19 protein-coding genes and 2 pseudogenes are annotated in these 21,629 nt (G+C 70.3%); 11 read left to right on the top strand and 10 right to left on the bottom strand.

Annotation, left to right across the window (positions count from 1 at the left end):
• Nucleotides 1-57 precede the first annotated feature (57 nt).
• Complete coding sequence (locus STRTUCAR8_RS37740) at nucleotides 58-708, top strand: hypothetical protein (protein ID WP_044473563.1); 651 nt, start codon at nucleotides 58-60, stop codon at nucleotides 706-708.
• A gap of 156 nt (nucleotides 709-864) precedes the next feature.
• On the opposite strand, the gene STRTUCAR8_RS37735 is transcribed toward STRTUCAR8_RS37740, so the two are convergent.
• The 3 genes and pseudogenes from STRTUCAR8_RS37735 to STRTUCAR8_RS37725 all read right to left on the bottom strand — a co-directional run bounded on the left by STRTUCAR8_RS37735 (nucleotide 865) and on the right by STRTUCAR8_RS37725 (nucleotide 4,169).
• Nucleotides 865-2,328, bottom strand: coding sequence for a glycine hydroxymethyltransferase (locus STRTUCAR8_RS37735; protein ID WP_006381567.1), 1,464 nt, complete (start codon nucleotides 2,326-2,328; stop codon nucleotides 865-867).
• Nucleotides 2,329-2,599: 271 nt separating this feature from the next.
• Nucleotides 2,600-3,789: pseudogene (locus STRTUCAR8_RS37730) on the bottom strand (glutathionylspermidine synthase family protein).
• Nucleotides 3,790-3,797: 8 nt separating this feature from the next.
• Nucleotides 3,798-4,169: a hypothetical protein gene (locus tag STRTUCAR8_RS37725; RefSeq protein ID WP_006381570.1), complete on the bottom strand. Its 372-nt coding sequence runs from the start codon at nucleotides 4,167-4,169 to the stop codon at nucleotides 3,798-3,800.
• A gap of 131 nt (nucleotides 4,170-4,300) precedes the next feature.
• Between STRTUCAR8_RS37725 and STRTUCAR8_RS37720 the strand changes: the two genes are divergently transcribed.
• Complete coding sequence (locus STRTUCAR8_RS37720; protein WP_006381566.1) at nucleotides 4,301-5,134, top strand: DMT family protein; 834 nt, start codon at nucleotides 4,301-4,303, stop codon at nucleotides 5,132-5,134.
• A gap of 130 nt (nucleotides 5,135-5,264) precedes the next feature.
• Here the strand turns inward: STRTUCAR8_RS37720 and STRTUCAR8_RS37715 are convergent, their stop codons facing one another.
• Nucleotides 5,265-6,044 carry a DUF3050 domain-containing protein gene (locus STRTUCAR8_RS37715; RefSeq protein ID WP_006381611.1) on the bottom strand — a complete coding sequence of 260 codons (780 nt, stop codon included), beginning with the start codon at nucleotides 6,042-6,044 and terminating at the stop codon, nucleotides 5,265-5,267.
• A gap of 189 nt (nucleotides 6,045-6,233) precedes the next feature.
• Between STRTUCAR8_RS37715 and STRTUCAR8_RS50680 the strand changes: the two genes are divergently transcribed.
• From STRTUCAR8_RS50680 to STRTUCAR8_RS37690, 6 genes are all read left to right on the top strand, one after another.
• Nucleotides 6,234-6,866, top strand: coding sequence for an antibiotic biosynthesis monooxygenase (locus STRTUCAR8_RS50680; RefSeq protein WP_006381608.1), 633 nt, complete (start codon nucleotides 6,234-6,236; stop codon nucleotides 6,864-6,866).
• Nucleotides 6,867-6,911: 45 nt separating this feature from the next.
• Nucleotides 6,912-9,179, top strand: coding sequence for an aminodeoxychorismate synthase component I (pabB, locus tag STRTUCAR8_RS37710; RefSeq protein ID WP_006381604.1), 2,268 nt, complete (start codon nucleotides 6,912-6,914; stop codon nucleotides 9,177-9,179).
• On the top strand, nucleotides 9,176-10,780 hold the full coding sequence (locus STRTUCAR8_RS37705; protein ID WP_006381613.1) for a benzoate-CoA ligase family protein: 1,605 nt from the start codon (nucleotides 9,176-9,178) through the stop codon (nucleotides 10,778-10,780). The genes pabB and STRTUCAR8_RS37705 overlap by 4 nt, the downstream gene beginning before the upstream one ends.
• A 95-nt stretch (nucleotides 10,781-10,875) precedes the next feature.
• The gene (locus tag STRTUCAR8_RS37700) at nucleotides 10,876-12,462 is read left to right on the top strand and encodes a class I adenylate-forming enzyme family protein (RefSeq protein WP_044473568.1); all 1,587 of its coding nucleotides are present in this window, start codon (nucleotides 10,876-10,878) and stop codon (nucleotides 12,460-12,462) included.
• The gene (locus STRTUCAR8_RS37695; protein ID WP_006381568.1) at nucleotides 12,459-13,697 is read left to right on the top strand and encodes an FAD-dependent monooxygenase; all 1,239 of its coding nucleotides are present in this window, start codon (nucleotides 12,459-12,461) and stop codon (nucleotides 13,695-13,697) included. Before STRTUCAR8_RS37700 ends, STRTUCAR8_RS37695 begins: the two co-directional genes overlap by 4 nt.
• A gap of 52 nt (nucleotides 13,698-13,749) precedes the next feature.
• A complete protein-coding gene (locus tag STRTUCAR8_RS37690) occupies nucleotides 13,750-14,577 on the top strand; it encodes an aminotransferase class IV (RefSeq protein WP_078507431.1) in 828 nt (275 codons plus the stop codon).
• Nucleotides 14,578-14,651: 74 nt separating this feature from the next.
• Here the strand turns inward: STRTUCAR8_RS37690 and STRTUCAR8_RS37685 are convergent, their stop codons facing one another.
• Both STRTUCAR8_RS37685 and STRTUCAR8_RS37680 read right to left on the bottom strand, forming a co-directional pair.
• A complete protein-coding gene (locus tag STRTUCAR8_RS37685; RefSeq protein ID WP_006381589.1) occupies nucleotides 14,652-15,143 on the bottom strand; it encodes a carboxymuconolactone decarboxylase family protein in 492 nt (163 codons plus the stop codon).
• A gap of 126 nt (nucleotides 15,144-15,269) precedes the next feature.
• Nucleotides 15,270-15,686 carry a hypothetical protein gene (locus STRTUCAR8_RS37680; RefSeq protein ID WP_006381599.1) on the bottom strand — a complete coding sequence of 139 codons (417 nt, stop codon included), beginning with the start codon at nucleotides 15,684-15,686 and terminating at the stop codon, nucleotides 15,270-15,272.
• Between the two features lie 181 nt (nucleotides 15,687-15,867).
• On the opposite strand from STRTUCAR8_RS37680, the gene STRTUCAR8_RS37675 reads away from it, so the two are divergent.
• Together STRTUCAR8_RS37675 and STRTUCAR8_RS37670 are read left to right on the top strand one after the other, a co-directional pair.
• Nucleotides 15,868-16,689, top strand: a complete 822-nt coding sequence (locus STRTUCAR8_RS37675; protein WP_006381578.1) for a helix-turn-helix domain-containing protein — start codon at nucleotides 15,868-15,870, stop codon at nucleotides 16,687-16,689.
• Nucleotides 16,686-16,967 (top strand): DUF397 domain-containing protein, encoded by a 282-nt coding sequence (locus STRTUCAR8_RS37670; RefSeq protein WP_006381575.1) that lies wholly within the window; start codon nucleotides 16,686-16,688, stop codon nucleotides 16,965-16,967. Before STRTUCAR8_RS37675 ends, STRTUCAR8_RS37670 begins: the two co-directional genes overlap by 4 nt.
• 3 nt (nucleotides 16,968-16,970) lie before the next feature.
• On the opposite strand, the gene STRTUCAR8_RS37665 is transcribed toward STRTUCAR8_RS37670, so the two are convergent.
• A complete protein-coding gene (locus STRTUCAR8_RS37665; protein ID WP_006381607.1) occupies nucleotides 16,971-17,711 on the bottom strand; it encodes an SDR family NAD(P)-dependent oxidoreductase in 741 nt (246 codons plus the stop codon).
• Nucleotides 17,712-17,826: 115 nt separating this feature from the next.
• On the bottom strand, nucleotides 17,827-18,993 hold the full coding sequence (locus STRTUCAR8_RS37660) for a DUF5954 family protein (protein WP_044473567.1): 1,167 nt from the start codon (nucleotides 18,991-18,993) through the stop codon (nucleotides 17,827-17,829).
• Nucleotides 18,994-19,094: 101 nt separating this feature from the next.
• On the opposite strand from STRTUCAR8_RS37660, the gene STRTUCAR8_RS37655 reads away from it, so the two are divergent.
• Entirely contained in the window at nucleotides 19,095-19,292 is a 198-nt protein-coding gene (locus STRTUCAR8_RS37655; protein ID WP_044473562.1) for a hypothetical protein, read from the top strand.
• Between the two features lie 123 nt (nucleotides 19,293-19,415).
• Here STRTUCAR8_RS37655 and STRTUCAR8_RS37650 read toward each other — a convergent pair.
• Nucleotides 19,416-20,066: pseudogene (locus STRTUCAR8_RS37650) on the bottom strand (RNA-guided endonuclease TnpB family protein); the annotation flags it as partial.
• 397 nt (nucleotides 20,067-20,463) lie between these two features.
• On the bottom strand, nucleotides 20,464-21,453 hold the full coding sequence (locus STRTUCAR8_RS37645) for a malate dehydrogenase (RefSeq protein WP_006381590.1): 990 nt from the start codon (nucleotides 21,451-21,453) through the stop codon (nucleotides 20,464-20,466).
• Nucleotides 21,454-21,629 lie beyond the last annotated feature (176 nt).

Below are 21,629 nucleotides of genomic sequence, written 5' to 3'. Positions count from 1 at the left end.
AGACGTGGGGTGTGTGAACTGGCGGCGTTAGCAGGGGCGTTGACCCTGACCCTGGCCATGGGGACGGGTGCGGGCGCGGGGCCTGCCCGGGCGGGGACGGCGTCCTCGGGGAGGGTGTCCGGTACCGACGAGCCGGACCTCGCGCTGGTCCTGGCCGGCGACACGGGACGGACCCGAGCCGTGCCTGCCACGGATCCGGACTTCGCCCGGCTGCGGGGGCTTCTGCAGCCCACGTACTCCGGTACGGAGCGGGTGTCCGAGGTCTGGGCTGAGGGGCGGTACCCGCCGGTCCGGGTCACGGTGATCTGGGGGCTGACCGGTGTCGGGGGCTGGCCCGACACGGACTCGCCGCCGGGAGGCGACGTAGCGATGGAGCGGCAGGACCAGCTGTTCCTGGACGAGGAGGGCACGCCCTGGGTGCGCTCCGATCCGTCGCCGGAGATCGAGGACGACGACATCCGCTGGCACCGGGTGTCCCGCGCGGACTACGACCGGCTGGAGCGGGCCGGAGTGTTCGCGGCGGGCTCGGCCGGTACGGGGCGTGCGGGAGCGGGTGCGGGCCGCCGGGACGAGGTCCGGTGGGCGGTGGCGGGACTGGCCGTGGGGCTCGGGGTCGGCGCCGGGGGCGTGCTGCTGATGCGGCGGGCGGCGGACCGGCGTGAGGCCGGACCGCCGCAGGGGCCACGTCAGGAGCTGAACAACCTGTGAGCCAAGCCCGCCCGCCCGGGGCCGGGGCCGGGGTCAGCCGAGATCGATCAGCTCCTGACGCGGCGAACGACGAACCAGCCCGAGGCCCAGCCGCCACAGGGGCCACGTCAGGAGCTGAACAACCTGTGAGCCAGGCCCGCCCGCCCAGGGCCGGGGTCAGCCGAGGTCGATCTCCGGGTACAGCGGGAAGCCGGCCACCAGGTCGGTCGCGCGGCGGGAGATCTCGTCGGAGATCTTCGCGTCCAGGACGTGGGACGCCTTGGAGGTGGCGCCCGACTTCGTGGTGCCCGGCTCGGCGGCGGTGAGGACGCGGTCGATCAGGCCGGCCACCTCGTCCATCTCCGCCGTGCCCAGGCCCCGCGTGGTGAGGGCGGGGGTGCCGATGCGGATGCCGGACGTGTACCAGGCGCCGTTCGGGTCGGCCGGGATGGCGTTGCGGTTGGTGACGATGCCCGAGTCGAGGAGCGCGGTCTCCGCCTGGCGGCCGGTGAGACCGTACGAGGAGGCGACGTCGATCAGGTTGAGGTGGTTGTCGGTGCCGCCGGTCGCGAGGGTGGCGCCCCGGCTCATCAGGCCCTCGGCGAGCGCGCGGGCGTTGTCGACGATGCGCTGGGCGTAGTCCTGGAAGGCGGGCTGCCGGGCCTCGGCGAGGGCGACGGCCTTGGCGGCCATGACGTGCGGGAGGGGGCCGCCGAGGACCATCGGGCAGCCGCGGTCGACCTGGTCCTTGAGGGAGTCGTCGCACAGGACCATGCCGCCGCGCGGGCCGCGCAGGGACTTGTGCGTGGTGGTCGTCACGATCTGGGCGTACGAGACCGGGTCGAAGTCGCCGGTCAGTACCTTGCCCGCGACCAGACCCGCGAAGTGGGCCATGTCGACCATGAGCGTCGCGCCGACCTCGTCGGCGATCTCGCGCATGATCCGGAAGTTCACCAGGCGCGGGTACGCGGAGTAGCCGGCGACGATGATCAGCGGCTTGAAGTCACGGGCCGACGTGCGCAGCGCCTCGTAGTCGATGAGGCCGGTCGCCGGGTCGGTGCCGTAGGACCGCTGGTCGAACATCTTGCCGGAGATGTTGGGGCGGAAGCCGTGGGTGAGGTGGCCGCCGGCGTCCAGGGACATGCCGAGCATGCGCTGGTTGCCGAAGGCCTGGCGCAGCTCGGCCCAGTCGGCGTCGGAGAGGTCGTTGACCTGGCGGGCGCCGGTCTTCTCCAGGAACGGGACCTCGACGCGGTCGGCGAGGACGGACCAGAAGGCGACGAGGTTGGCGTCGATGCCGGAGTGCGGCTGGACGTAGGCGTGCCGGGCGCCGAAGAGCTCACGGGCGTGCTCGGCGGCGAGGGACTCGACAGTGTCGACGTTGCGGCAGCCGGCGTAGAAGCGGCGGCCGATCGTGCCCTCGGCGTACTTGTCGCTGAACCAGTTGCCCATGGCCAGGAGGGTGGCCGGGGAGGCGTAGTTCTCGGAGGCGATCAGCTTGAGCATCTCGCGCTGGTCGGCGACCTCCTGGCCGATGGCGTCGGCGACGCGCGGCTCGACGGCGCGGATCACGTCGAGGGCGCTGCGGAAGGCGGTGGATTCGGTGGAGAGGTGCTCGGTGTTGCGGGGCTCGGCTGACATGGGGACCTCCGGACGTGGCGTTCGGCGTTCACGGCTCGGCCCAGGCGCACGGCACTCACTCACGGACCCCGGCAACGGGTTGCGACGGTCCTGGGGCCGCTTCCCGATGGTCGGTCCCATCCCAGCGCGCCAGTCACGGCCCGCCGGTCAGCCTACCGGGCAGGCCGGAGGGCCGAGCCGCGCTGTCCACCATGCGAGCGAGGTCACCCACACGGGTGCCGACGGGGGCCTCGGAAAGTTTTCAGAGCGCTACAGCCGGCTTCAGACGGCTTCAGAGGATGACGTGGGGCAGGAAGCGGGCGTACTCGTCCGTGATCAGACCGGCCGACTCGCGGATGCCCAGGCCCGCCGACTCGTCCTCGACGACCCAGGCACCGAGGACGACATGGTTGCCGTCGAAGGTGGGCAGGGGCGCCAACTCCTGGTAGCAGCAGGGGTTTTCGGGGTCGGCTGCGGTCGGCGTGGTCCCCCGCTCGTGGACCGTCACGCCGGCGCCTTCCCGGCCCAGCAGCGGCTTGGCCACGTAGCCGGTGGTGTGGGCCAGCTCCCGGGGGCCGTCCAGGTAGGCGGGGAGGAGGTTGGGGTGGCCCGGGTGGAGTTCCCAGAGGACGGCGAGGAGGGCCTTGTTGCTGAGGAGCATCTTCCAGGCCGGTTCGATCCACAGGGTGCTGCCCGTGCCGCCGCCGTTGTCCAGGGTGTCGAGGACGTGGCCGGCGAACTCGTCGGCGGTGAGCCACTCCCACGGGTAGAGCTTGAAGCAGCTGCGGATGAACCGGAGTCGGTTGTCGACGAAACGGCCCGAGAGCGGATCCCAGCCGATCTCCTCCATGGAGATCCAGTCGGTGTCGAGGCCCGCCTGTTCCGCCGTCTCCTTCAGATACGCGACGGTCATCAGGTCCTCGCCGATCTCGTCGGCGGCGGAGTGCGCGAAGTGGAGGGGGCTGCCGGGCGGGAGGAGGGCGGCCTGCTTCTTCCAGGCGGCGACGAGGCGTTCGTGGAGGGAGTTCCACTGGTCGGCGCCGGGGAAGCGGTCCTCCATCCAGAACCACTGAGGGACGGCGGCCTCGACGAGGGAGGTGGGGGTGTCCGCGTTGTACTCGATGAGCTTCGCGGGGCCCGTCCCGTCGTAGCGCAGGTCGAACCTGCCGTAGACGGAGGGGAGTTCGGCACGGCGGTGCCAGGCCTCGGCGACCGCTGCCGCGATGCGCGGGTCGGTGATGCCGAGGTCGGCGAAACGGTTCGCGGTGACGATGTGACCGGCCGCGGCGAGGCACATGGCGTGGAGTTCCTCGACGGTCTCCTCCAGCGCCTCCACCTCGGGGAGCGTGAAGACGTAGTACGCGCTCTCGTCCCAGTAGGGGCGCAGGGAGTTGTCGGGGTGGCGGGTGAGCGGGTAGATGAGCCCCTGCTCCTCGACGTCCGCTGCCAGTCCGGGCGGGGCTCGATCGTGCGGCGCTGCATGTCGGGGCTCAGCCGCCCGAGCTGTCGCCGCCGCCGCCGAAGCCGCCGCGGTGGACGCCGGTGCCACTGCGGTCGTCGTCGCTGCTCCCGGAACCGCCGCTGCCCTTACCGGACTTGGTGAACGAGCCGCCCTTCACCCAGCCGGACTTCTTCTTGCCGCCGTAGTAGTGGGCGCCGTTGACGGCCGTGGTGGTCTTGCAGTTCTTCTCGGCGACGACCTTGTAGCCCTTGGCGGCGCGGTAGCTGTCGCGGTCGACGCAGCGCTTGTCGGGGTCGTCGGAGGAGCAGGCGGTGAGGGCGGCGGCGAGCAGGCCCATGCCGCCCAGCACGACGGTTCCCGAGCGGAGTTGTCCGCGCGTTCTTCTGCTGACGTCGGCCATGTCATGTCTCCCCGTTGGCGTTTCGTGCGGTTTTCCGTGCAGTTTAGGGATCACCCGGGGAGCGCCTTCGGCTGACCCCTGTTCCTGCCGCCCGCACCTCTCCCCCCTAGAGTCACTTTGTGCTCTTTGGAATGGTGTGCGCGCTCAGCGCGGCGGTCTGCTTCGGTACGGCGACGGTGTTGCAGGCGGTGGCCGCGCGGGCGGCGGCCGGGAGCGAACCGGCGGGGAGCGGTGGCCCGGGCGACGACGCGGCGCTGTTGTTGCGGGCGTTGCGGCAATGGCGGTACATCGCCGGGCTGGCCCTGGACGGGCTCGGCTTCGTCTTCCAGATCGCCGCGCTGCGGTCCCTTCCGATCTACGCCGTCGGCGCGGCGCTGGCCGCGAGTCTCGCCGTCACCGCGGTGGTCGCCGCCCGGTTGCTGCGGGTGCGTCTGAGCGGGGTGGAGTGGGCCTCGGTGGGGGTGGTGTGCGCCGGGCTGGGGATGCTGGGGCTGGCGTCGGGCACGGAGGGGGACCGTGCGGGAACGGACACGCTGAGGTACGCGATGCTCGCGACCGGTGTGGGCGTGCTGGTCCTGGGTCTGCTGGGCGGGCGGTTGCCGGAGCGGGGACGGGGGCTGCTGCTCGGGTTGGCGGCCGGGTTCGGATTCGGGGTGGTCGAGGTGTCGGTGCGGCTCGTCGATGACGTGTCGGTGGGGGCGCTGGTGAGCAACGCGGCGGTGTACGCACTGGTGGTGGGGGGCGGGGCGGCGTTTCTGGCGCTGACGTCGGCGTTGCAGCGGGGGGCTGTGACCGTGCCGACGGCGGGGATGGTGATCGGGGAGACGATCGGGCCCGCGCTGATCGGGGTGGTGTGGCTGGGGGACCGTACGCGGGAGGGGCTGGGGTGGCTGGCGGTCGCGGGGTTCGGGGTCGCCGTGGTGGGGGCGTTGGCGTTGGCCCGGTTCGGTGAGGCGCCGGAATAGTCTCGCCCCCGCCCGCCCCTACCCGCCCCTGGGGGCTGCGCCCCCGGACCCCCGCTGCCGGCCCTGAACGGGCCTTGTCCTCAATCGCCGGACGGGCTGGAAACGCGGGCCGGCGGAGAGAAGGTCCGGTTCACCCCATCGCCCCGACCACCCCGTCCCACAGCCGCACCCTCGCCACCAGCGCGTCCGTCGCCGTCTCCGCCGCCTCCGCCCAGTGGGCGTCGTTCGTACCGCACAGGTCCGCGACCATCTGCATCGCCATGGGTGTGTGCTGCTCGCCGTCGACCTCGATGTGGCGGGAGAGGTAGTCGCGGAACAGGGGGAAGCTGTCGGTGCCCTCCTCCTTGATCACCTGGTCGAACATGTCCGGGATCAGGTCCTCGCGGGAGAAGGCGAAGGCCGCGGCCCGGCAGTGCAGCGGACGGTCCCTGATGATCTCGAACGTGGTGCGGACGAACTCAGCTGCGGGACCGGGGACTTGGGCGACCCGTAGCGCCGAGTCCACGTCGTGCCCCTCCCCCACCAGGGCGATGAACGTGTCGATCCGGGACGTGTCCGCCGTCGCCTCGCTCATGCCGGCCCGGTAGAGCTCGAAGTGGCTGGTGAAGCCGCCGTTCAGCTCGTCGCTCTCCTCCACGAGCACGATGTCGTTGATGAGGCGCCGGCTCACCTCCGACCCGCGAGGCACCCAGGGGACGTCGACACAGGTCAGCTCCCGCTGCAACGACTTGAGCAGGGACATGAAGTCCCACACCGCGAAAACATGGTGTTCCATGAACGTCGCCAGGTGTTCCCTGGTGTTTATCCGCTGGTAAATCGGGTGGGCGGTCACTTCTTTCCGCACCGGTTCGATCACGGAGCGGGCCCGTTCGATTCCCTCGTGGGTCATATCCCAGTCGTACCTGGACATGAAATCTCCCTCGCGTCGGTCGAATGGCGATCGTGCAGCTATTCCGCTCTCCGGGGCAAGCCCTTTCCCGAATTCCAGGAAAGTTACCCCGAGTATCACTGGAAAGAACCCCGAAAGCCGCCCTAAAGCCTGATAAAAAGTAACCTTCCGGACATCCTGGCGGAGGTTTCGAAAATCTTCGTTGAATATTTGAGCGCGAGCGGTTCCCGCTGCGTATACGACGGGGTGACCAGGAATCCCGTCACCGTCACGGTGGCGTATCAAGTGATCCCGGGCCGCGAGACCGAGTTCCACTCCTGGGGGTGGGCCGTGCTGCGTGCGAGGGCGCGTGAGCCGGGTTTTCTGGGGGGTGGTGTGCTTGTCGACGGAGAGGCTGAGTGGCATGTGGTCTACCGCTTCGACAGCGAGGGTACGGCCCTGGCCTGGGAGAACTCCGCCAGTTGGGCTCAGTGGAGAGCCAGGGTCGAGGGGCTCGCCCGGGAGACCGGGCGCCGTAGCGTCCAGGGATCGAGGGTGTGGTTCGACTCCCAGGCCGACTCACCGCCCCCCGCCGCAGCGCCCGCTCCACCGCGTCCGCCGGACAAGTGGAAGCTGTGGTTCGTGAATATGAGCGCGGTTTTTCCACCCGTGCTTATATTCAATCTGACCATTCTTCCGTTCCTCGGCGGTGTTAATCCGCTCATTCGCACTTTGTTGCTCTGTCTGGCCGTGACGGCACTCGTCACCTGGATTCTCATGCCGCGCCTTCAGCGCTTTTTCAAGAAATGGCTGTATCCGCCGCTCCAGGCACTTCGTGGTCGGCACAAACGGCGAACAGCCTGAAGACTGCCTGAACGACGGCATGAACGATGCAAGGGAGGTGGGCGGGTGAAGACCCTGCTCATCGACAATTATGACTCGTACACGTACAACCTGTTCCAGCTGATCGCGGAGGTCAACGGCGAGGAGCCGTCGGTGATCCGCAACGACGCGCTGACCAGCAGAGTCGACAGTCTGCTGGAATTCGACAAGTTCGACAACGTGGTCGTCTCCCCGGGCCCCGGGCACCCCGCCGCCGCCCGCGATTTCGGGATCAGCGCACGTGTACTGGCCGAGTCCCGGATACCCGTACTGGGCGTCTGCCTGGGCCATCAGGGGATCGCGCTCGGCGAGCGCGGCGGCGTAGAGCCCGCCCCCGAGCCCCGCCACGGGTATCTCTCGACGATCCGGCACGACGAGCGGGACCTCTTCAAGGGCCTGCCGCAGAACTTCACCGCCGTGCGCTACCACTCCCTCGCCGTGCGCGAGCCGCTGCCCGACACCCTTGAGGCCACCGCCTGGGCCGAGGACGGCGTGCTGATGGGTCTGCGGCACCGCACGCGCCCCCTGTGGGGAGTGCAGTTCCACCCGGAGTCGGTCCTCACCGAGTACGGCCGCCGCATGCTCATGAACTTCCGCAACCTCACGGCGGAACGCGCCCGCAAGCTCCGGGCCAAGAACACCGCCGTCACCCGCACCGCTGCGGCGATGCCCGAGCCCTCCGCGCAGCCGCTCGTCCCCCGGACCACGCGCATCCCCGCCCAGCGCCGCTCCCCCCAGCAGCGCCCCACCCACCGTCTCCACACCCGCCGGATCGCCACCGCCGTGGACACGGAGGCCGCGTTCGGCCGGATGTACGCCGGCTCGCCGCGCGCGTTCTGGCTGGACAGTTCACAGGTCGAGAAGGGGCGGTCACGGTTCTCGTTCTTCGGGGACGGGTCCGGCCCGCTCGCCGAGTTCGTGCGCTACGACGTCACGAGCGGCGTCTGTGAGATCGAGCGCGCCGGACGGCCGACGCGCAAGGTCACGGCGAGCGTCTTCGACTACCTGAAGCGGCAGTTGACGAACCGTCATGTCGACGCCACCGGCCTGCCGTTCGACTTCACCGGCGGCTATGTCGGCTACTTCGGGTACGAGACGAAGGCCGACTGCGGAGCTTCACCCAACGTCCACCGGGCCGAAACCCCCGACGCCTGCTGGCTGTTCGCCGACCGGCTGATCGCGGTGGACCACCAGGAGGGCTACACCTACGCGGTCTGCGTCGCCGAGGACACTCCGCAGGCCACGCTGGAGGCCGCCGACTGGCTCGACAGCGCCCTGGCCCAGCTCTCCTTCGTGTCCGGGGAACAGCCGTCGCCGCCCGTACCCGCCGCCGAGCCGGACCCCGCCGCCGCCGAACCGTGGCTGGTGCGCGACCGGGCCACCTATCTCGCCGACATCGCCGCCTGCCGACGGGAGTTGACGGCCGGCACGAGTTACGAGGTCTGTCTGACCGACGCGGCCCGGATGCCGGCGCCTCGGGACGCGTACGACTACTACCGGGTCCTGCGCCGCGTGAACCCGGCGCCGTACTCGGCCTTCCTGCGGTTCGGGGACCTCGATGTGGCCGGTTCCTCTCCCGAGCGGTTCCTGCGGATCACCCGGGACGGCATGGCCGAGGCCAGGCCCATCAAGGGCACCGCCCCGCGCGGTCAGGACCCGGCGGAGGACGACCGTCTGCGCGACTCGCTCGCCGCCGACGACAAGACACGCGCCGAGAACCTGATGATCGTCGACCTGCTCCGCAACGACCTGGGCCAGGTCTGCCGCACCGGCACGGTCCGCGTCTCCCGGCTCATGGTCGCCGAGACGTACGCCACCGTGCACCAGCTCGTCTCCTACGTCGAGGGACGGCTGCGCGAGGGCACCGGCGCGGTCGACGCGGTCCGCGCCTGCTTCCCCGGCGGCTCCATGACCGGCGCGCCCAAGCTCCGCACGATGGAGATCATCGACTCGCTGGAGACCCAGGCCCGTGGCGTGTACTCGGGGGCCCTCGGCTACCTCGGGTGCAGCGGCGGCGCCGATCTCAGCATCGTCATCCGGACCGCCGTGATCGCCGACGGCGAGATGCAGCTGGGCGCGGGGGGCGCGATCGTCCTCGGCTCCGACCCGGTCGCGGAGTACGACGAGATGCTGCTGAAGACGGCCGCGCAGATGCGGGCCTACGAGGAGTACCAGCAGCGGGACCAGGACGACCGGGAGCGCGAGGAGTACCCGGAGCGCCAGAGGTATTCGGAGTACCCGGAGTACGAGCGGTCCTCGTCCCTGTCGGCCGCCGCCGAGGAGGCCGCCCGATGACGACCCACCCGTCCACCACCACCGCTCCCCCCAACCCCACACCCCTTTCCGCACCCTTCCCCGCCGATGCCGACGCCCCCGGCAACCTCGCCGCCCATCTCGTCGCGCTCGCCGAACGGCGCGGCTGGAACGACCGGCCCGCCTTCCACCAGAGCCAGCAGGGCCACCGGTCCTGGACGCACGGTGAGGTGCACGACCTGGCCGCCCGTACGGCGACGGTGCTCGCCCGGCACGGGGTGGGCGCCGGCGACCGGGTGGTCCTCGCCCTGCCCGACGGCATCACCTGGGTGACCGCCTTCCTCGCCCTGGCCCGACTCGGTGCCGTGGCTGTCCTGGTCAACCCCGAACTCCCGCCCGCCGACCACGCGTTCATGACCGAGGACGCCGAGGCCGTGCTGTGCGTGACCGGGCCCTGGATGGAGGAGGGAGCCGGAGAAGCGGGACGTTTCGCGGGCCGGCCCCTCCTCGGCGCGGACCAGCTCGCCGCCCTCGCGCCCACCGCCGAACCGGCCACCGGCGCCCACCCGGTGGACGCGCACACCCCCCTGTACGTGCAGTACACGTCAGGAACGACCGGGCGCCCCAAGGGAGTTGTGCACTGTCACGGCGACCCGAAGACCTACCACGACCTCATCGGGCGCCGTCTGCTGCGGATCACCGAGGACGACGTCACCCTCTCCGTCTCCAAGCTGTACTTCGCCTACGGCTTCGGCAACGCCTTCGTCTTCCCGCTCTTCTCCGGCTCCTCGGCCGTCCTGGTCGACCGGCGTCCGGCCCCGGCCGCCGTCGACGAACTCGTCACCCGGCACCGGGTGACGCTGCTCTACTCCGTGCCGTCCGCCTACGCGGCCCTCGTCGCCGACCGGGGCAACGGCCACCAGGCCTGCTTCGCCTCCGTACGGGCCGCCGTCTCGGCCGGAGAGGGGCTGCCGGACGGGCTCGGGCAGCAGATCGGCGAGCTGCTCGGCGCGCCGGTGCTGGAGCAGATCGGCTCGACGGAGGCCGGACACGCCTTCTGCGCCAACAGCCTCGACCACAACCACCCCGGTACGGTCGGCCGCCCCGTCCCCGGTTTCGAGGTCGAACTGCGCGACCGTGCCGGGCTTCCGTTATCCGACACCGAGGCCGACGGCGGTGCCGAGGGCGAACTCTGGGTGCGCGGGCCCACGTTGACGAGCGGATACCTCAACCGGCCCGAGGAGACCGCCCGTTCACTGGTCGGCGGCTGGCTGGCGACCCGGGACCGGGCGGTACGTGAACCGGACGGCAGCTACCGGCATCTGGGCCGCGCCGACGACATGGAGATGGTCGGCGGCATCACGGTCTCGCCGCTGGAGGTGGAGGCCGTACTGCGCACCCATCCGGCGGTACGGGAGATCGCCGTCGCCGCCCTCACCGACGAGCGGGGCTTCAGCAGACTGCGCGCCTTCGTCGTCCCCGTCGGACCGGCCCGGGCAGGGCTGGAGACGGAACTCATCGAGCTTGCCCGCGCCCGTCTCGCCGCGTTCAAGGTCCCCCGGAGTGTCAGCTTCGTCCCGTCGCTGCCCCGCACCTCGACGGGGAAACTCCGCCGCCATCTGGTCCGCCAGGGCGCCTGGTGACCCCGGCGGCCAACGCGGCCCCCGCGACCATCCCGACGACCGTGCCGACGGCAGCCGTCGCGAACACCAGCCGTACTTCAGAAGGGAACGGGCGCATGCCACAGCCGCAGCCCCTGCTCGCCGACCGCGGTTTCTATCTGGGCCCGATCTTCCGGCGGGCCGCCGACCGCCACGGAGCCGTCTTCGTCACCCTGGACCGGCCGCTCGACGTCAGCCCCGACCTCGGAGTCGATCTCAGCTACAGCCAACTGGCCGATGTGGTCGAGGAGTTGTCGGCACAGCTGTGGGCGGCCGGGGTGCGGCCCTCGGAGGAAGTGGTGGTCCACAAGACGGACAACGTCGACATCGTGCTGCTGACCTGTGCCGTCTCCCGGATCGGCGCGGTCCCCGTGCTGCTCTCCCCCGGCCTCGCCGGACCGGTCGTCGGCCAGCTGCTGGCCCGTCTGCACCGACCCTGGCTGCTCACCGACAGCGCCAAACTCAACGGCCCGCTCGCGGAGTTGGACCTCCCCCCGCTGGTCCGCCGGACCCTCGCCGTGGACGCCGACGCCGGCGCGGACGCACCCGGCGCCGAGCCGCTGGCCATGTACGCCGGTGCCGAGCCCGCCGCCCCCGTCCGCCTCCATCCCCGCGAACCCGCCCTGATCACCCACAGTTCGGGCACCACCGGTATCCCCAAGCTCGCCGTGCACTGCGCGAACACCATGTGGAACCGGCTCGTACCGCAGCAGGCGATGGGCTGGCCCACGCGCGGGGAGACGGCCGCGCTGCACATGTCGTTCGTGCACTCGCGCTTCTACCATCTCCTCGGCGTTCTCCTGCACTTCGGCAGCCCGCTGCTCCTCATCACCGATCCGACCCCGGCCGCCGTGGGCCCACTGCTCGCCCGCCACCGCCCGGGCATCGTCGAGACCCACCCCAACACCTTCGTCCTGTGGGAGGAGTTGGCGGACGCGCCGGGTCAACCGCTGTCGCGCGTACGGTCGTACGGGTCGACGTTCGACGCGATCCACCCCCGGACCGTACGACGGCTGCTGAACGCCTCGAAGCGCCGTAGCGCCTGGCTGATCCAGCTGTACGGGCAGAGCGAGACCGGGCCCGTCGCCTTCCAGTGGTTCACCCGGCGCAGTGTCGCGAAGATGGACGGCCGCCGGGTCGGGATCGGGATACCCGGCTTCACCCGGGTCCGGGTCACAGACGACGACGGCCGGCCCGCCGCACCCGGCAAGCCGGGTCGCATCGAGGCCCGTACGCGCGGACGCATCCTCACCTACCTCGGGGCGCGCGAGCAGTACCAGCGCCAGCTCGACGGCGGCGGATGGTGGCAGATGGGCGACATGGGCTACCGGAGCAGGCTCGGCGCGCTGTATCTCATCGACCGCGAGGTGGACCAGATCGACTCCGTGCACAGCAACCTGGAGGTCGAGGACACGCTGATGGACCGGCTGGAGGAGCTGCGCGAGGTCGTCATCGTGCCGGGCGCCGACCGTGAACCGGTGCCCGTGATCTGCGTACGGGACGAGATGCCGCTGGACCCGGACCGCTGGCGGCAGGCGACCGCCGACCTGCCGACGATGGCCGAGCCCCGGCAGTGGCGGTTCGAGGAGCTGCCGATGACGGCGACGTGGAAGGTGAAACGGGTGGAGATCACCCGCATGCTGGCCGAGGGCGCACGCGCATGACCTCCTCGGAGCAGGTGACGGAGCAGGTGACCGGGCAGGTACTGGTCGTCGGGGCCGGTCCCGTCGGCCTGTCCGCCGCCCTCGGGCTGCGCGCCCACGGGCTGCCCGTCGTCGTCCTGGAGGCGGACCCCGAGGACCGTCAACGCCCGGGCAGCCGCGCCCTGTTCGTACACCGCGAGACCCTTCGTCTGCTGGACGGGATGCGCCCGGGCCTGGCCGCCGAGTTCGCGTCGTACGGACGTACGTGGCACACCCGGCGCACGCTGTACCGGGGCCGCGAGGTCTACTCCCGCACCTTCCCCGAGCAGCCGAAGGCGTCCACGGCCACCCCGCCCTTCACCAGCCTCCGCCAGGTGGACACCGAGCGCTTCCTGCGCGCCGCCTGCCGGGACGCGGGCGTGGAGTTCGCGTGGGGCGTACGGGTGACGGGCGTCAGCTCCTCACCGAACGGGGTCACCCTCACCGACTCCGACGGCGGCGTCTGGCAGGGCTCCTACGTCGTGGCGGCCGACGGCGCCCGGTCCGCCGTACGGGCGGAGCTGGGGATCACCATGGAGGGGACGCGTTCGGAGGGGTTCCACGTGGTCGTGGACGTCGCCGACATCCCCGGTGCCGAACTCCCTCTGGAGCGGGTCTTCCACTACGAACACCCGGGCGTGGGCGGCCGAAGCGTGATGCGGGTGCCGTTCACCGGCGGCTTCCAGGTCGACCTCCAGTGTCGCGACGACGACCCGCAGGAGGCGTACGGCACGGAGGAGGCCGTACGGGACTGGCTGCCGGGGGTGCTGGAGGCGCCCGGGTACGGGAACCAGATCCTGTGGGTGTCGACGTACCGCTTCCTGCGCAAGGTCGCGGACGTCTTCACCGACCGGCACCGGCGGGTGCTGCTCGTCGGGGAGGCGGCCCATCTGTTCCCGCCGTTCGGGGCACGCGGGATGAACAGCGGCATCGCGGACGCGGCGGCAGCGGCGGATGCCATCGCGGCGGTGGCCAGGACGGGCCTGGTGGGAGCGGTCGCCGAGTTCGCCGAAGTACGGCACGCGGCGGCCGTGTTCAACAGCGCCGCCGCCGGCAACGCACTGGACCACCTGCGGCCACGGCGCCGGATCGTCCGGGCCAAGCAGCGCGCGGCGGCGGCCCTCTCCCCGGTTCTGCCGTGGTGCGGATCATGGCTGGAGCACGCGCCGTACGGCCCCCGGAACGGGGCACCGGCGGTGGCGGGCCGCAAGTACTGACCCAGGTATCAAGGCATTCAGAGGCATCAGCAGTATCAAGAAAGAGCACTTGATGACGCGAACAGCAACACAAGCAACGGCCACGGAAGGGCGGTTGGCGTGGTCGCCGCGCCGGGGGCTGACCGGGGCGGACTCCGTCGGTTCCGTGCCGGCCCTCGGTGAGCGACTGGCGGTCGCCGACTCGTGGCTGCTGCGCGACGGCCGGGTACGCGGCCTGGGCAGGCACCGGGAGCGTTTCCTGCGGGCGTGCGGCGATTCGGGCGGCCCCTCCCTTCGCCAACTGGTGGACTTCTGGCGCGACATGACCGACGCGCTGCCCCACACCGGAGAGTGGTTCCCCCGGGTCGAACTGGGCGCGGAATCGCGGGAGTTGAGGCTCCTACTCCGTCACGCTCCGCCGCTCGGCACGGGCGTACGGGTCTGGGCGGCGGGCCAGACCGACCCGCGTACCGTCCCTCGCCGCAAGGGACCCGACCTGGACATCCTGGGCCGGGTCCGGCAGCGGGCGTCCACCGAGGGCGCGGACGAGGCGGTGCTGATCACGCCGTCGGGCCTGGTCCTGGAGGGCGCCACCTCCAGCCTCCTCTGGTGGGAGGACGACACCCTGTGTCTGCCGTCGCCGCAACTCCCCGTCCTGGCCGGAGTCACCTCGGCGCTCATCCAGGAGCGGGCCCAGCGCACCGGCGTCCGCGTCGCCCACCGCGAACGCACCCTCGCCGACCTGGAGGACCGTGAGGTGTGGCTGGTGAACGCCCTGCACGGAATCCGCCCGGTGACGGAATGGACGGGCGGAACCAAACCCCTTCTGCGGGCAGGAGGCGCGATACGGGCAGCCGAATGGCGGCAATGGCTGGAGGGCCTCATGGAGCCGCTGGAGTAAACGAGAACAAACGAGAACGAAAAATAGGGCAGGCCGATTGAAAATCGCCCTGCCCTGCTTTTCCATTTCCAATTTCAGCTGGTCTTCTGAACCGGCTGATAACCACCGGGAACCATGCGTGTGGCGATGGCTATCCGGTTGTAGGCGTTGATGACGGTGGCCGCCCAGATCAGCGCGGCGACCTGCGCCTCGTCGAAGACGGCGGCGGCCTCGGCGTACACGTCATCGGGGACGTGCCCGTCGTGCACCAGGGTCACGGCCTCGGTCAACGCCAGTGCGGCGCGCTCCCGTTCGGTGAAGAAGGGGGTCTCCCGCCAGGCGTTCAGGGCGTAGATCCGCTGCTCGGTCTCACCGGCCGCGCGGGCGTCCTTGGTGTGCATGTCGAGGCAGAACGCGCAGCCGTTGAGCTGGGATGCGCGAATCCGGATGAGCTCCAGGATTTCTGGTTCGACCTTGGCATCCTGCGCTGCGGAAACGGCGGCGCCGTGCAGGGCGCCCATCGAGGCGGAGACCGCGGGGGTGATTTTCTTGAGGGCGACGCGGGATACGGTTTCAGTGGTGGTCATGGGAATACTGTAACCGTTGACGAGGACCCCGTGATCGTGAATTGGACGACACGGGAGAAACCTCGGAATATCCGCCGCCGTGGGGTCCTGGACGACCCGTACGGCACGTGGCGGAACATCCGGGGGTCATCCGCCGTGCTCCCGTAGCTGATGGGAGCGGAGCAGTACGTTCGCGTCCGTCTCCCCGCTCCAGTCGAACCCGGCGCGGGCGGTGGCGCGTCGGGCGCCGAGTTCGGCGCACTCCGTACAACCGGGGACCGGCACCGGCGGGCGGCACACCTCGCGGCTCGGACCGTTCACCGGTTCCGCCCGGTTGCGCACGGCCTGGTCGTTCGCCGCCCGCACCTTGGCGCTCAGTTGCTCGGCGGGAGTCGCGAGGCGTACGTCCGCCGGGGCCGCCTCCCACTCCCGACCGCCCCCGAGCGGGCGGAGCAGCAGATACGGGCCGACCTTCGCCCGGTACTCCCCCACCTTCTCCAACTCCACGTCGTACAGAACCGCTCCGGCCTCCGGGGCCGTACCCGCACACTTGTCTGTCTCCACGCGCTTCTCCCAGGCCGAGGTGTCCCCGTGCCCACGTGCCCCTTTGGGGTGGGCAACTACCGGTTGTGGAGACAGCGTTGCGCTCCGCTCGGTAGCTTCACCAGGGAGAACGTCATGACCGAATCGGGGTCATGGCAGGCCACCATGACCGGGATCCGGTCATGACGGAGGAGGTTTGCGCATGGCTGTCGAGACCGACCCGGCCCCCGACCCGACTACGTCCCTCCTGGCCTTCTTCGGAACGGAGTTGACCCGCCTGCGCACCAACGCCGGGCTGTCACAGGAGAAGACAGCGAAGCTCGCCCACACCACCCAGTCCATGCTGTCGAAGGTGGAGGCGGCGAAACGCGTGCCGTCCCTGGACCTCGCACGCGACCTCGACCTCGCGCTGAAGACGGACGGACACTTCGCGCGGCTGCATCCGCTGGTCATCCAGTATGCGTACCCGTCCTGGTTCCTGCCGGTGGTGGAACTGGAGCAGGACGCCGTGTCCATCCGGTCGTTCCAGAGCCAGATCCTCTCCGGCCTGCTGCAGACCGAGGAGTACGCACGCTCAATGCTGGCCGCAGTCCGGCCGGACAACCTCGAAGACCTGGTGGCCGCCCGGATGACCCGGCAGGAGATCTTCGAACGCGAGGAACGCCCTCGCACCTGGTTCATCATCGACGAGTACGTCCTCATGCGGCACATCGGCGGTGAGGCCGTGATGCGCGGCCAGTTCGAGCGTCTGCTGGAGGCGGGCCAACATCCCCGCACGGTGATCCAGGTCATCCCGCGGACGGTTGTCACGCATCCCGGGCTTGCAGGTCCATTCACCGTGCTCGGGTTCGACGAAGGGCCGGACGTGCTCTTCGTGGACGGCTTCTCCCAAGGCCGAACAGCCCTTGGCCAGGACGAGGTGGCGGAGGGGATCCGAGCCTATGATCTGCTCAGGGCGGTTGCCCTGTCGCCCGACGCGTCGACCGAGTTGATCCGAAGGCATCTGAAGGAGCTAGACGCATGATCAGCGCAAGCGAGCTGTCTGTTGTGTGGCGAAAGAGCAGCTACAGCACCAACGGCGGCGACTGCCTCGAAGTCGGCGGAACGATCAGCGCGAGCGAACTGCCCGTCTCCTGGCACAAGAGCAGCTACAGCAGCTCCAACGGCGGCGAGTGCCTCGAGGTCGGCAACGGGCTGACCGACATCGTCCCCGTCCGCGACTCCAAGGCCCCCCACGGCCCCGCCGTCCTCTTCACCGCCGCGACCTGGGCGTCGTTCGTCGCCGAGGTCAAGGGCGTCTGACGGTCAGGCCGTGAAGCCGCCGTCCACGTGGATCTCGGCTCCGGTGATGTACCTGCCGTCCACGCTTGCCAGGTGGGCGACGGTGGCCGCGATCTCGGCCGCTTCCGCATAGCGGCCCACCGCGGTGAAGCCGGCGATCGCCTCGGCGTTCGGGCCGTCCGCCGGGTTGGCGTCGGTGTCGGTGGGGCCGGGGTGGACCACGTTGACCGTGATGCCTCGGGGGCCGAGTTCCCGGGCCAGGCCCTTTGCCATGCCGACGAGGGCCGTCTTGCTCATCGAGTACAGCGCCAGGCCCGGGAACGGCGCGCGTCCGGCGACATTGCTGCCGATGCTGATGATGCGTCCGCCGTCGCCCATGTGACGCGCCGCCGCCTGTGACGCCACGAACGGTGCCCGGACATTCACGGCCAGGGTGCGGTCGATCTCCACCGGCCCCAGGTCGTCGAGCGGGCCGACGAGAAAGACACCGGCGTTGTTGACCAGGATGTCCAGCCTGCCGAATGTCGCGGCGACCTCGTCCACCGCGGCGGTCAGTTCCTGGGGGACCGCGCTGTCGGCCTGGATGGCCAGACCGCGACGCCCCAGGGCCTCGACCTGCTTCACGACCTCGGCAGCACGCTCCAAGCTGTTCTCATAGGTGACGACGACGTCGGCGCCTTCCTCCGCCAACCGGAGCGCCGTGGCGGCGCCGATGCCCCGGCTTCCACCCGTGATCAGAGCGACGTTTCCTTCGAGTCGGTTCATACGTCGAGCATCGCGGGCCCCACCGGCGGAAGCTGGCGGGAATCCGACCTGGGGTTCGGCTACGAGGAGCCGCTCAACGTGTTCGCCACGCCCGACGGCCCCTGACCACGGTCCTTCACCCGCCACCCGCCCCTGTCCCCTGCCCCTTCTTCCTGCTCTCGCGCACCGCCTGCCTCCGCGCCTCCTCCGCATCCCACCGGCGCTTCAACTCCAGTGTGCGTTCGCTGAGTGGAATCGGCTCGTCGTCCTCCTCCCGCCACAGGCCCTGTTCCTTGAGCCGGCGGGTCTGTACGTCGACGGGCGGATCGGGGTCGAAGTCGGAGGGGCGTGGGCCCTCGGGACCGTCGGGGCCGACCCTGACGAGGCGTTCGACCCGGGTGACCCGGTAGCGGATGCCGTCGACGGTCGCGACGTTGGAGCGCCGCTCGTCGACGCGGTCGGCGGCCAGCGCGTACTCCGCCGCCTTCTCCTCGCTCAGCCGCAGGGTGAAGGGGGCCATCACGCGCAGCCAGTGGGCGAGGGCGTCCCGCGCGCCCTGGGGTGTGGAGTCCGAGGCGCCGGGATCGTGCGCGCGCCAACTGCCGTCCACGCGCTCGGAGATCATGTAGACGGCGGGCAGCAGCACCCCGCCCGGATGCGTGTGGATCGCCCGCCGCGCGTCGTCCCGGACCTCCGGCGGCGCGCCGGGCGTGACGCCGACGAACTGGATGAGGTCCATCCTGAGGATGCCGTCGGACAGCCCGGTGCCGGTGACGGGGTCGACCACGAAGCCCTTGGTGCGCGGTCCCACCCGGTACGCCTCGCCGACCTCCGCCGGGTCCGGGTCGGAGGGGCGGGGCGGCTCGGGCCCGTTCGGTCCCATCCGGACGAAGCGTGAGGCTCGTACGATCCGGAAGCGCTCGCCGCGCACCCGTACGTCGTTGACCACCTCACGGTCCATGCGCTCCGCCGCCGCCGTCCACTTGCGCCGGGCGACCTCGTCCCCGGCCTCGTGCGCTTCGCCGGCGCGCATCCGGAACACCGAGCCGAGCGAGTCCCGGGAGCCCTGCGGTGTGTCACTGCCGTGGCCGTAGAGCTCCCAGCCGCCGGTCTCGCACTCCCTGGCGTGGAAGAACTCGGGGATGCCCACTCCCATCAGGTCGGGGTACCGCCGCGCGGCCTCCCCCGCCTCCTGCTCGGCGAAGGCCGCGATCGGGCCGTCCTGGGCGGTGACCCGGACCGTCAGATAGGCCGGGACATCGTCCCTGTAGTCACCCCGGAAGCCATCCCTGTAGTCGCTCATGTACTGAGCGTGCACGCAACAGGCCTGCCAGACATACGATTTCGTAGAATTCAGGGATTTTCTGGTGCGAAATCCTGTGGAATCGCCGGGTCGCAGACGCCATGGGGCGGGCAGAACCATTCCAACGCCGTGGTAAAGAGCTCCAGTTCGTCGTCGTAGCCGCGCCGCGCCCGTGGTGGGCGACAGCGCGCGCGTTCCTGCCGATGGCGAAGGTGCCGCTGTCGACGGGCGCGATGCTCATCACGTCGCCGTTGTTGTTCATGGTGGTGATTTTCTGCATGAACTCGCTGGTCTGCTAACCGGATTCGGCGAGCGCCCGCACCCCGTTGACCACCCCGTCCTGCACGTTCTTCAGTTGACATGCTCCTCGATCTGAAGCTGAAGACCGAGGATTCTGGCCGTCCCTGCCGGTTGCTGTGCCGCTACGCGACATGGCTCTCGGCAGGGATTCCGTGGCTTCCTACTTCTTCACGCTGTGCCGGGACAAGTCCCGGTCTTACCGGCGCTCCGCAGGCCGATACCGCCAGTCCGGCGGCCTGTTTCACGTTGATCGCGGCGTTGTGGTCGCGATCGTGGAGCGTATTGCAGGCCGGGCAGGTCCACTCCCGTACATGCAGGGGTTTGGGCCCATCCCGATACCCGCAGGCCGAGCACACCTGGCTGGTCGGCTCGAACCGGCCGATCCTGACGAAGGTCCGGCCGTACCGCTGCGCCTTGTACTGAAGCATGGTCACGAACTGGGCCCAGCCCGCGTCGTGCACGCTCTTGGCCAGCCGAGTGCGCGCCAGTCCCGAGACCGCCAGGTCCTCCACCGCGACCGCTTGGTTCTCGCGGATCAACTTCGTGGAGAGCTGGTGATGGAACTCCTTGCGCGCATCGGCCACAGCCGCGTGGGCGCGGGCGACCTTCACGCGGGCCTTGGCCCGGTTCTTCGATCCCTTCCGCTTACGGGACAGCTCCCGCTGCGCCTTCTTCAGTTTCTTCTCCGCGCGACGCAGAAACCTCGGACTGTCGATCTTCGTACCGTCGGAGAGGACCGCGAAGTGCGTGAGACCGAGGTCGATGCCGACGGCGCTGCCCGGTTCCGGCTCCTCCCAGCGAGCCCGCTGTTCGTTGAGGTGCAGTTCCTCGATGACCCGGTCGCGGTAGTGGGAGTCCAGATAGGTGCCGGCGCACAGCAGCCGGGTGGCCTCGCTGGCGTGCGGTGGTGTGGGCGCCGGGGCGGGCGGGGCGCCTGGTGTCGGCTGTGGCTGCTGCGGCACGTTCGCGGTACTCACACAATCCCCCGATGCGTGTTAACGGCCCTTGTCAGACGGCCAGTTGACGACAGATCAGCATAGGGGGACGGGACGTGCCGGGGACAGTGGATTGTCAGAGCCCGACGGCCGTGCGCGCGGGGCGAAGCCCGGACACGGCCGGGCCCCGTCCGGCGAAAGCCTGAACGGGGCCCGGGAGAAAAGCTGTTGGGACTCAGATGAGACCGAGGGCGCGGACCGCGTCGCGCTCCTCCGACAGCTCCTGCACGGAGGCGTCGATGCGGGCGCGGGAGAACTCGTTGATGTCCAGGCCCTGGACGATCTCGTAGACTCCGTCCTTCGTGGTGACCGGGAAGGAGGAGATGAGGCCCTCCGGGACACCGTACGAGCCGTCGGACGGGATACCCATGGAGGCCCAGTCGCCGTCCGCCGTGCCGTTGACCCACGTGTACACGTGGTCGATGGCGGCGTTGGCGGCGGACGCGGCCGAGGACGCGCCACGGGCCTCGATGATCGCGGCGCCGCGCTTGGCGACGGTCGGGATGAAGTCCTCGGCGAGCCACTTCTCGTCGCTGACGACCTCGGCGGCGTTCTTGCCCCCGACGGTGGCGTGGAAGATGTCGGGGTACTGGGTGGCGGAGTGGTTGCCCCAGATCGTCAGACGCTTGATGTCGGCGACCGTCGAGCCCGTCTTCTTCGCCAGCTGCGTGAGCGCGCGGTTGTGGTCCAGGCGGGTCATCGCGGTGAACCGCTCGGCCGGTACGTCCGGGGCGGCGGCCTGGGCGATCAGCGCGTTGGTGTTGGCCGGGTTGCCGACGACGAGGACCTTGATGTCGTCCGCGGCGTTGTCGTTGATGGCCTTGCCCTGGGGCTTGAAGATGCCGCCGTTGGCCTCCAGGAGGTCACCGCGCTCCATGCCCTTGCTACGGGGGCGGGCGCCGACCAGCAGGCCCACGTTCGCGCCGTCGAAGGCCACGTTCGGGTCGTCCGTGATGTCGATGCCCTGGAGCAGCGGGAAGGCGCAGTCGTCCAGCTCCATGGCGGTGCCCTCGGCGGCCTTGAGCGCCGGGGTGATCTCCAGGAGGCGGAGCCTGACCGGCACGTCCGCGCCGAGCAGCTGGCCGGAGGCGATGCGGAAGAGGAGGGCGTAACCGATCTGGCCGGCCGCGCCGGTGACGGTGACGTTCACGGGAGTGCGGGTCATGGCGTTCTCCGTATGACAGCTGGCGGTGGGGCGTCGCTGCCCCGGGGTTCGGATGATCGATCTCTTGGCGTCAAGAGAGATCCGGCCGTCAGGCTATCGCGCATCCGGGATCCCGGACGTCCGGGTCCCGTGTGGCCCACCCCACAGAATCGCGTTGACCGTGTCGCGGACGGCGG

This window comes from Streptomyces turgidiscabies Car8 (assembly GCF_000331005.1).
In the GTDB taxonomy this organism is placed as follows: Bacteria; Actinomycetota; Actinomycetes; order Streptomycetales; family Streptomycetaceae; genus Streptomyces; species Streptomyces turgidiscabies.
Note: the sequence above shows the minus strand (reverse complement) of the source record. Positions and strands in the feature narration are given on the sequence as shown.